The organism is Methanosphaera sp. DEW79 (assembly GCF_003266085.1).
In the GTDB taxonomy this organism is placed as follows: domain Archaea; phylum Methanobacteriota; class Methanobacteria; order Methanobacteriales; family Methanobacteriaceae; genus Methanosphaera; species Methanosphaera stadtmanae.
This window is the reverse complement of record NZ_MUZW01000061.1, coordinates 128,269-138,007: the sequence shown is the minus strand read 5'-3', so window position 1 is coordinate 138,007 and position 9,739 is coordinate 128,269. Positions and strand designations below refer to the sequence as shown.

The 9,739-nt window shown below is 25.1% G+C and carries 10 protein-coding genes; 5 read left to right on the top strand and 5 right to left on the bottom strand.

The genetic code is table 11. The annotated features are described in order from the left end of the window. On the top strand, window positions 1-305 hold a 305-nt coding region (locus tag BZ132_RS06535), incomplete at its 5' end, for a hypothetical protein (protein ID WP_286940667.1). Window positions 306-330: 25 nt separating this feature from the next. Here BZ132_RS06535 and BZ132_RS06530 read toward each other — a convergent pair. The 3 genes from BZ132_RS06530 to BZ132_RS06520 all read right to left on the bottom strand — a co-directional run bounded on the left by BZ132_RS06530 (window position 331) and on the right by BZ132_RS06520 (window position 2,101). Beyond that, window positions 331-615 carry an H/ACA ribonucleoprotein complex subunit GAR1 gene (locus BZ132_RS06530; protein WP_011406935.1) on the bottom strand — a complete coding sequence of 95 codons (285 nt, stop codon included), beginning with the start codon at window positions 613-615 and terminating at the stop codon, window positions 331-333. Between the two features lie 454 nt (window positions 616-1,069). Continuing rightward, window positions 1,070-1,744, bottom strand: a complete 675-nt coding sequence (locus tag BZ132_RS06525; protein ID WP_011406934.1) for an RraA family protein — start codon at window positions 1,742-1,744, stop codon at window positions 1,070-1,072. Between the two features lie 66 nt (window positions 1,745-1,810). After that, window positions 1,811-2,101, bottom strand: a complete 291-nt coding sequence (locus tag BZ132_RS06520) for a DUF211 domain-containing protein (RefSeq protein ID WP_011406933.1) — start codon at window positions 2,099-2,101, stop codon at window positions 1,811-1,813. Window positions 2,102-2,493: 392 nt separating this feature from the next. On the opposite strand from BZ132_RS06520, the gene dnaG reads away from it, so the two are divergent. Both dnaG and xerA read left to right on the top strand, forming a co-directional pair. Then, window positions 2,494-3,828, top strand: a complete 1,335-nt coding sequence (dnaG, locus tag BZ132_RS06515; RefSeq protein ID WP_112149729.1) for a DNA primase DnaG — start codon at window positions 2,494-2,496, stop codon at window positions 3,826-3,828. Between the two features lie 110 nt (window positions 3,829-3,938). Beyond that, window positions 3,939-4,889: a site-specific tyrosine recombinase/integron integrase gene (gene xerA / locus BZ132_RS06510; RefSeq protein ID WP_286940666.1), complete on the top strand. Its 951-nt coding sequence runs from the start codon at window positions 3,939-3,941 to the stop codon at window positions 4,887-4,889. Window positions 4,890-4,996: 107 nt separating this feature from the next. On the opposite strand, the gene BZ132_RS06505 is transcribed toward xerA, so the two are convergent. Next, window positions 4,997-5,614: a biotin transporter BioY gene (locus tag BZ132_RS06505; RefSeq protein WP_011406930.1), complete on the bottom strand. Its 618-nt coding sequence runs from the start codon at window positions 5,612-5,614 to the stop codon at window positions 4,997-4,999. 998 nt (window positions 5,615-6,612) lie between these two features. Here BZ132_RS06505 and BZ132_RS06500 point away from each other — a divergent pair. Beyond that, a complete protein-coding gene (locus BZ132_RS06500; protein WP_011406928.1) occupies window positions 6,613-7,011 on the top strand; it encodes a translation initiation factor IF-5A in 399 nt (132 codons plus the stop codon). An 847-nt stretch (window positions 7,012-7,858) separates the two neighbouring features. Here the strand turns inward: BZ132_RS06500 and BZ132_RS06495 are convergent. Continuing rightward, a complete protein-coding gene (locus tag BZ132_RS06495) occupies window positions 7,859-8,350 on the bottom strand; it encodes a GyrI-like domain-containing protein (protein ID WP_011406927.1) in 492 nt (163 codons plus the stop codon). Between the two features lie 160 nt (window positions 8,351-8,510). Here BZ132_RS06495 and BZ132_RS06490 point away from each other — a divergent pair, with 160 nt between their 5' ends. Continuing rightward, window positions 8,511-9,731: an aldo/keto reductase gene (locus tag BZ132_RS06490; RefSeq protein WP_011406926.1), complete on the top strand. Its 1,221-nt coding sequence runs from the start codon at window positions 8,511-8,513 to the stop codon at window positions 9,729-9,731. Window positions 9,732-9,739 lie beyond the last annotated feature (8 nt).

Genomic DNA, 9,739 nt, shown 5'->3' with positions numbered 1-9,739 from the left:
GTCCTCTTTTTTTTGGTTTGTCTTCTGTTTTCTTAGTTTTTCTTGGTCTTCCTGGTCCTCTTTTCTTTGGTGGTTCTTGTTTTTCAATAATTGTAGTGGTATGTTTACTTGTATCTTCTACTTCTATTTTATCTTCTGTTTTATTGGTTTTTCTTGGTCTTCCTGGTCCTCTTTTTTTAGGTTTCTCTGTTTTTTCTTTTATTTTGGGAGTTTTGGTTGTTTTTGTTTTTACTGGAGTTTCTTCTGTTTTTTCTTCTTTTTTCTTTGGCTTTCTGGTTTTAATGTCAGTTTTTAGTGTTTTATGAGGTCGTCCATATCTTTTTTTCCGTTTTAGTATGCCTGCCGTTGTTTCATCCTCCTTCTCTTATTTTTTGGTTGTAGATATACAGCTTCTCCCGTATTAGCCTTTTTAAATTTTTTACTAGTTTTTATAGAGATGTATGGTTGTTTGGTTGGCCCAAATATATCATTGATCTTACCTATTGGTTTATGTTGTTTATTTACTATTACTGAACCAATACGAGGTGTTTTATTTGAAGGTACAATTAGTTTGTTAGTACTTGTTATATGACTTATTGTACCTATTTTTTTTAATTTTGAATTCTTTTTTGACATTTTCTCTATTATTTTTAGGAATAAATACTATTATCTATATTTAGTTATTTTGATAATTGTTGAATTTTTTGTATAAAATTAGTATTATTATTTTTTAGTTTATGGGAGTTCATAATGATTTTTTTGAATAATTAATGATTTAAGGTTTGTTAAGGTTAGAATAAATTATATTTTTTCCTATAATTGTTCATATTTTTTTTATAATTATAATTATTATTTTTTTGATATTTATACTTTTGGATACTTATATATAGTATAATGTTTTTTATTAAAATAAGTTCTTATTTAATTATAAATAACCCTATTTCAATTAAAAGAAATAAAAATTAAATAAATTCACGGTATAAAAAAATGTTTTTTGATAAATAAAATATAATATTCTTTATTTTTATAAATAGGGGATTATTTTAAAATTAATTAAAAAAAAATTAGAAGTTAAGTATGTTAAAAATAATTATTTAATACCTAAAACTTCATCTAAAGGAATCTCCTTATCTATCATTTCCTTTAAACTTTCAGTTTCAAATTTCTTTATGTTTTCAACTTCATGAAGTACTTCTTCTACTTTTTCTTGTGGTATTATAACAACACCATCCATATCTCCAACAAGAACATCACCATTACAAATAATGTTATCATCAATAACAATACGTTCATTTAACAAGCCATTATTTGATGGAAGTCCAGCATGTGATTTTATATCTTTTGAAAATACTTTATAATTTAATTTAATAATATCTTCTGTGTCTCTAGATACTCCATAAATAACAGTAGCCTTTAGTCCTTGTTTTTGTGCAGCTTTAGATGCCATTTCACCCCACACTGCATATTCATCATCTGAACATTTAATAAATAAGATTTCATCAATATTGGTGTTATAAATTCCTTTTATACCAGTACCCCAATCATATGAATTGGTAGTTGCTGTTTTAATTTTTCCAACAACTTTATATGATGGATCTATTGGTTTAATACCATTAATAAGGCCGTCTTTACCATATAAATTTTTCATGGCATCAGATACATTATCACTACTTGCTACTTCAAGTAGGTTTTCAAGAGTTATTTTTTCTTGTTTTTTTTTATTTCCATGTAATATGTTTTTTGGAGTTATTTTTCCTTTTGACATTTAAATTTCATCTCTAAAAATATCTATTATAAAAAAAATAATATAAAAAAAGGTAGTTATGAGTATTTAGTCTTGTGGTGTTGTTACTTCTTCAACTAATCTTTTACCAGCAACAACTTCATCAATACTATGGATTGAAGCACCATAATTTTCTACAGCTTCTCTAATTTTATCATAATTAAGATCTTTTCCTTCCATAGTTATTTTTATATTTTCAGTATCTTTGTCAATTTCAATTAATGTTATATTTACACCATCTACTCCATCAAGTGAGCTTAAATACATAGCAAATGATGGTAGTGATGGGGAATGTGGTTTTAAAATATCTAAAACTACTCTTATTAGTGAATTTTCCATTTCTATTAAATCCTCCGATTTAAAATCCTTGTTAGATAAACATTGTTTTTTATCTTTTATATAATTTATATCTTTTTTAATATTTAAAAAATACTTAATTTCTATAAAAATACAATAAATATAATAATAAATTCTAATTAAAATAATACTGTATATCGATATAACGAAGTAAGTTATTGAAATATAAAATATAATTTAAAAAAATTATTATGATAATAATGTTATAACTCCTATGTTTGGAGTAATACTAATAAAATATTAAATAAAAAAAATTTTTCATCTAATTGGCTTAAATTAAAAATATAAATTTTATAATCAGAAATTAATAAAAAAAAGGCGATTAAATGACACATAAAAATGCCAAATATCATGATGATGAAGATTATTATTACATGGTTAAAGATGAAATTACAACTACTAAATATTTAATACATTCACAAATAAATGCAAAAGGATTTGTAGAAAAACCTGATGTAGTAGGTGCAATATTTGGACAAACAGAAGGACTACTTAGTGATAGTCTAGATCTACGTGAATTACAAAAAACAGGTAGAATCGGTAGAATTAAAGTGGATATGACTAATAGATCTGGAAGAACAAAAGGAGAAATTATAATTCCATCTAGTCTTGATAGAATAGAAACAACAATTCTCGCAGCATCACTTGAAACAATTAACAGGGTTGGACCATGTGAAGCTAACCTAAGAGTAACAAAAATTGAAGATGTACGTGCTGTTAAAAGAAGAACTATTGTAGAAAGAGCAAAAGAATTATACCAAAATATGATGGAAGAATTTACTCCTGAAAGTTCAAGAATGATTGATGAAGTTAAAGAATCAATAAGACGTCCTGAAATAATAGAATATGGTGAGGATAATCTTCCAGCTGGTCCAAATACTCCAACATCTGATGCAATACTTATTGTAGAAGGAAGATCAGACGTACTCAATCTACTTAAATATGGTATAAAAAATACCATAGCTGTAGAAGGTGTTAATGTTCCTAAAACAGTTGCAGATTTAACAAAAAAACGAACTGTCACAGCATTTCTAGATGGTGATAGGGGAGGAGACTTAATACTAAAAGAATTACTTCAAATTGGTGATATTGACTATGTAACAAGAGCACCTAGAGGTCTTGAAGTGGAGTATTTAGATAAGGATCAAGTAATCTATGCACTTAAAAATAAAACATCAGTAGATAAAATAACAAGTCATGCTAATTATAATCATAATCAGCACAGATATCATAATAAACCAAAATCACATGATAAATTTGAATCTAAATTACATGAAGTAACATCTTCAGTTAATAAAACAGATAAATATTCACAAAAAAACGAATCAAAACAATTTAAACAACAAAAAAATGAAAATAAACAATTAAAAGATAATTCCAAAGAAAAAACACAAAAATCTACAGAAAAACATAATGAAACAGAAGAAACACACTTAAATAAATATGAATTAATGCTTAAAGAATTATCTGGTACAGGTAAAGGAAGATTATATGATATGGACTTTAATTTACTTAAAGAAGTAAAAGTATCAGATATATACAATGAAGTTAAAAATTCAAAAGAAACAATAAAAAACATTGTTTTTGATGGAATAATAACACAAAGAATTGTTGATTTATCTAAAGAAAAAAATATTGAATGTTTAGTAGCAGTTAAAATGTCTGAGGTTGTAAAAAAACCTGAAACTATAAAAATTATTACAAAATAATCTTCATAAAAAAAAGAAGAATAATAAAATAATCATTCTTCTTCATAATATTTTTTTTTGAAGAATTTTTTTTGATAAACTATAAAAACATGATGCAAGGGAGTGGGACTTTGACATCAGATTATTTAGATGAGATATACTTTGAAGATCAAGTGGAAGATTATATTTTAGAAATGGATATACAAGGTTATTCCTCAAATACATTAAAAACATATAAATCTATTCTTGACAACTTTTACAAATTTATCTTGTCAGATAGAAAAATTAAAGATGAAAAAGGAATGTTACGTGCCTTTAAAAGATATTTACAATATTTAAAAAGAGAAAAAGAAGTATCTACAAATTACATATATCTAGTAACAGTAGTTTTAAAGAAATTCTTTGAATTTGCAGAAATTCATATATATGAAGAAATTAAAGCACCAAAGAGAACAAAATCATTGCCTAAATCATTAAATGAACAGGAAGTATACGATTTAATTCATGCTAAAGATAATGAATATGATCCTGAAAAAACCAATCCTCAAAATATCACAAGACTACGAAATAAACTCATATTAACTCTTCTATATTCAACTGGTCTAAGAGTATCAGAACTTACAAAACTAAAAGTAACAACAATAGATGAGAATGAAAGAACAATCAGAGTAAGAGGAAAAGGAGATAAGGATAGGATAGTTATTTTTGATGAAGATACTCTTGATTTAATACATGAATATTTAGATAAACGTGGTGTTGAGAATGAATATTTATTTGTAAATCAAAGAAATACTAGTCTAAGTTCAAGATATATTCAGTTAATGATTAAAGAATATGCAAAAGATGCAGGAATTACTCGAAGAGTCACACCCCACATATTAAGACACTCATTTGCAACACATCTACTTAAAAATGGTGTTGATATTAGAGCAATTCAACAGTTATTAGGTCATAGTAATCTAAGTACAACTCAAATCTATACAAGTGTAGATATGCATGCTCTTAAAAATGTATATGATGATGCTGTGTTAAATAGAAATAATCATGTACATAAATCTCGAATAAATAGTGTAACTGATTAAAAAAAATAATTAGTTTTCTATTAATAATTTTTTCTTTCAAATTACTTTTTCTAAATATAATTTTAAAAAAATAGATTCTATTTTTATTTAAAAAAAATAAAGAAGAATTAATCTTCTTTTGGTAAAATAGATGTGGTTATTCCAGATGCCATTGCAATTTTAAGTAAGTCTCCTACTATAAATGGTACAACACCAGCAATTAATAATCCTGTGATTGTTACAGGTTTTCCATTATTTATCATGAAATTATATAATCCAAGTAAACCTGGTATGTATATTACTACAAAATTAGCAATTAACATTAATATAACTGTTTGGATAGGTTTTCTAGCAGTAGTATAATTATCAAATACATGTCCAATAAATATGGATGCTAAAATAAATCCAATTATGTATCCTCCACTAGCTGAGAAGATCCATTCAAGTCCACTATGCATACTTGTAAACCATGGCATTCCTAAAATACCAAGAACAGTATATAATATCATACTGAATCCACCCCATTTACTACCTAAGAATACACCTGCAAGTAATACAGCAAATGTTTGGAAAGTAATTAAAACAGGACTCCATGGAATTGCAATTGATACTTGAGCCATAAGGCCAGTGAAACATGCTACTAAAAATGATAATAATACCATTGTAGTTGTACTAGCATTATTTCTCCATGAATACCATGACATTTGTATCTCATGTATTTTATCTTTGTTAATGTCTATAAACATAAAATTGTTACTCCTTTTAATTCATATTTTTTTTAAAAAGAATTATTTCTTATTATAATTATTAAAATATCATATTGTTTAATAATAATCAGATATATCTTTATTTTTTATAATATATATTCTTACTTTAATAATATATACAATAGAAAAATACTAATAGAATTTTTTTTTAAAGAAATTATCAGAATAATCTAATAAAAAAGGGAAGAAAAAACTACTTTTAAGTATAATATTAAATATATTGAATTTAAAAAATATTTAATAATATTAATTTAGTTTAAAACTAAATATATGAGGGGATAGTATTAGAAGTAGTATGGTTATAATCATGATTTCAATTATCATTATAGCATTTGTTGGTTGTATTTCATATTTATTTATTCAGAACAATCAATTAGAAAATCAAATTCAGGAAATAAATTCCACAAAAAATAATACAACACAGGNAACAGACAATAGTGTATCTAGTTCTACAACAACAGGTAATCCAAATAATAAACCACCAGCTACACAAGATTCATCATATTATAAACCAACAGGTGGAACTTATGCTGATGGAGTAAGTAGTCCAAATACTGTAAAGGCAAAATTAGATTCAAAGGATTATTATACAACAGGTACTGATTATTATAGGGGATCTGATGGAAATTATTATTATACAGAATATAGTAATGGACGTGTTGTAGATTCAGGAAGAGCATATAAAACATCGTCTGGACAAGTAGCTAAAGCATGATACATTATTTTTAAATTTATTTTTTTATTATTTTTTTTTATTAATTATTATATGTAGTTATATGTACTTGTTAGAAATCTATATTAATTAGATAAAATATATATTATATCATATCTATATTGTATTTAAATATACAATTGAATTTTTAATATGATTAAGTACTTAAGTTAATAAAATAACTCTTTTTGTTTGTTTTTGATAAAATAATCAATAGAATATTTTATTATATTTAAATCATAAAAAATTTTTTCGAGGAAATTTAATGGCAACTAAAGTAGCAGAAATAAAAACTTTAAAACAAGGAAAATACTTAGTATTAGGTGGAGAAGCTTCAAAAATTACCAGTATATCAACATCATCTCCTGGTAAACACGGTGCAGCAAAAGCACGTATTGAAGCAGTAGGAATTTTTGATAATCAAAAAAGAAGTCTTGTAAAACCTGTAAACGCAAAAGTAGACATACCTATCATTGATAAAAGAGTAGGACAAGTTTTAGCAATAATGGGTGAAGAAGTTCAATTAATGGACTTAGAAACCTATGAAACTATTGATTTACCTATTCCTGAAGATTTAAAAGGAGATATTGCTGAAGGTAAAGAAGTAGAATACATAGAAGCTATGGGAAACATGAAAATTATGAGAACAAAAGGAGGAAACTAATTTTTCTTTTTTCTCATTTTTTTTCTTAAATAATTTAATTCTAATTTTTATTAAAACTATTTTTAATACTCACTATTTCAACATTAATAGAAATCATTGCATTTTTGTATAATCTTTATTTAAATAATTTAAACAATATAATATCTTTTTAATAAAAAATAAGAAAATTTCTAAATAAAATAGGGAATATGTGAAATTAATATAATGTATCTTTTTACCACTTTTTTTATATATTAGTGTAAACATAATATATAATTAATTAATTAGCTATATGAGAATGAAGTAGTATTTAAATATTAATAAAAGAAAGACTAAAAAAATGAAAGATGATTTAAGATAAATTATATAGTATATTTTTTCAAAATTTTTTTACAGTAAAAAGGTTTTGAAATAAACTTTTTTATTAATTTAAATACCCTCAACATTCTTTCTAAAGGGGAAAATCTACACAATTTACCTGAGCTTTTAGAGATAGCTAATTCTAAATAGACTTTAATAAAATAAAGTTATATTTAAAACTACACACCTTTTTTATTATTATTTTAGTTTTATTAAAATTGAAATTTTATTTAAGTAATGTGTTTTTAAGGTTATTTCTATTTTTTTTAATTAATAATGGATATAATTATTATTTTTAATTATTATTGATATTATAATATTTTTTCGTGTTTAAGGAATGTATAACAATTATTTACACATGATTTCATATATTTTTCTTTGTCATGTTATAAAAACATCAACAAATATTTGATATTTATAAACTGACAACGAAATATTTTGAAAAACACCAAAACACAATAGTTGCATATTCCTAATCAATTCAAAAAAAAGTAGAGAAGAGATTTATTTAATCTCTTTTTGGACCCATGTAAATAACAGGTAGTTGAACTTCTGTTTCAATCTCTTCAACAGGAGTGTTCTCATTTGCTGGAAGGTATATTTCAGTGATAGGTCCTACAATATCATACTGATTTTCAACAGCATATTTTACTATTTTTTTAACAGTTTCATTGAAGTTTTTATGAGATCCTTTATGTTTTCCTGAAAGAACTGTGTGTTCTGTAAGTTCTTTTAAACCTAATTTACCAATACGACCTGCAGGTTTACCATCAGCATAAAAATCTTTTATAGGCATACCTACTTCAAAAATTTGTCTATTTTCAGCATATTCCTCTAAATCATTATCATAGGAACCATAAGGAAAACCAACTGCTTCTAATTTATTTTCAGAAATTAATTGACCAACTTCTTCAATAAATTCTGGTAATTTACTAAAACTATCAATGTGTGGTACATATGCTACTTTTTGGTCGGGAATTCTTTTTTCAACAATATCCATTCTATCAAAACTCCATTTAATTTACTTTTTATTATAATAATGTATTTTTTCTATATTTTTTCTAAAAATTATTTAACAATATAATATATGTTTCATATCATTTAAAATAATATATTAATATAGAATGTAAATAAATAAGAATATTATTATATAACTAAAAATGTATTGGGGGGATGTATTTATTCAAAAAAGAACAGTTAAAAAAACAAATACTGCAGTTTCAGCACTAGGATTTGGTGCCATGAGACTACCTACAAAAAATGGTATGATAGATAAAAAAGAAGCAACACAACTAATAAATCATGCTATAGATAATGGAATAAATCTTATTGACACGGCATATCTCTATCATAATGGGGAAAGTGAATCCTTTCTAAAATCAATTCTTGAAAAAAGACGTGATGAAATATTAATCTCTACAAAACTACCAGTATGGTTTGTTAAAAATGAGGATGACTTGGAAAAATATCTTAATATACAATTAGAGAAGTTGGGTGTTGAATGTATTGATTTTTATTATCTTCATTCCCTAAATTATATTGCATTTAAACAACTTAAGGAATATAATATCTTTGAATTTCTTGATAGAATAAAAAGAGAAAAGAAAGTGAAAAATATAGGTTTTTCATACCATGATAATTATGATTCATTCAAAAAAATAATAGATAGTTATGATTGGGATATGTGTCTTTTGCAGTACAACTTTATTGATGATGATGCACAAGCAGGAACAAAAGGTGTTAAATATGCCTATGATCATGATGTAAGTGTTTTTGTAATGGAGCCATTGAAGGGTGGATTACTTGCAAATAATGTTCCAATGGAAGTTAAAAATAAGATGGATAAATCAAATATCACAGATAATCCTAGTCGATGGGCGTTACGTTGGGTTTTAAATCATAAGGAAGTAACTTGTGTACTCTCAGGTATGGGAAGAATATGTGAAGTTGATGAAAACATCAAAACAACAAATGATACACCCCCTAGTAGTATAGATTTAGAGGAATTAGAAACATATTCTAATGTGAAAAAAATATATAATAAACTCATTAAAATACCATGTACCCAGTGTGGATACTGTATGCCCTGTCCATATGGTGTAGATATTCCTGCATGTTTTAAAATATATAATAATAAATATATCTTTGGAGAATCCGGAGAATATTTCCAACTATCTGGACTTGCAGGAGGTAATGGTAGTTATGCAGGAAAATGTAGAAATTGTGGTGTTTGTTTAGATAAATGTCCACAGAAAATTAATATTCCACGTGAAATGGTGAATGTAAAATCAGACTTAGAATTCTTTGGATATGATTGTATCATGGCATTTGTAAGGTTGATTGGAAAACCATTAGCAAAATGGTTATTGAAGTTTAGGTGATAATATTT

Coding starts and splice junctions, on each gene's coding strand:
- BZ132_RS06530 (WP_011406935.1), bottom strand. CDS start 615: ATGTCAAAAAAGAATTCAAAATTAAAAAAAATAGGTACAATAAGTCAT.
- BZ132_RS06525 (WP_011406934.1), bottom strand. CDS start 1,744: ATGTCAAAAGGAAAAATAACTCCAAAAAACATATTACATGGAAATAAA.
- BZ132_RS06520 (WP_011406933.1), bottom strand. CDS start 2,101: ATGGAAAATTCACTAATAAGAGTAGTTTTAGATATTTTAAAACCACAT.
- dnaG (WP_112149729.1), top strand. CDS start 2,494: ATGGTTAAAGATGAAATTACAACTACTAAATATTTAATACATTCACAA.
- BZ132_RS06505 (WP_011406930.1), bottom strand. CDS start 5,614: ATGTTTATAGACATTAACAAAGATAAAATACATGAGATACAAATGTCA.
- BZ132_RS06500 (WP_011406928.1), top strand. CDS start 6,613: ATGGCAACTAAAGTAGCAGAAATAAAAACTTTAAAACAAGGAAAATAC.
- BZ132_RS06495 (WP_011406927.1), bottom strand. CDS start 8,350: ATGGATATTGTTGAAAAAAGAATTCCCGACCAAAAAGTAGCATATGTA.
- BZ132_RS06490 (WP_011406926.1), top strand. CDS start 8,511: ATGTATTGGGGGGATGTATTTATTCAAAAAAGAACAGTTAAAAAAACA.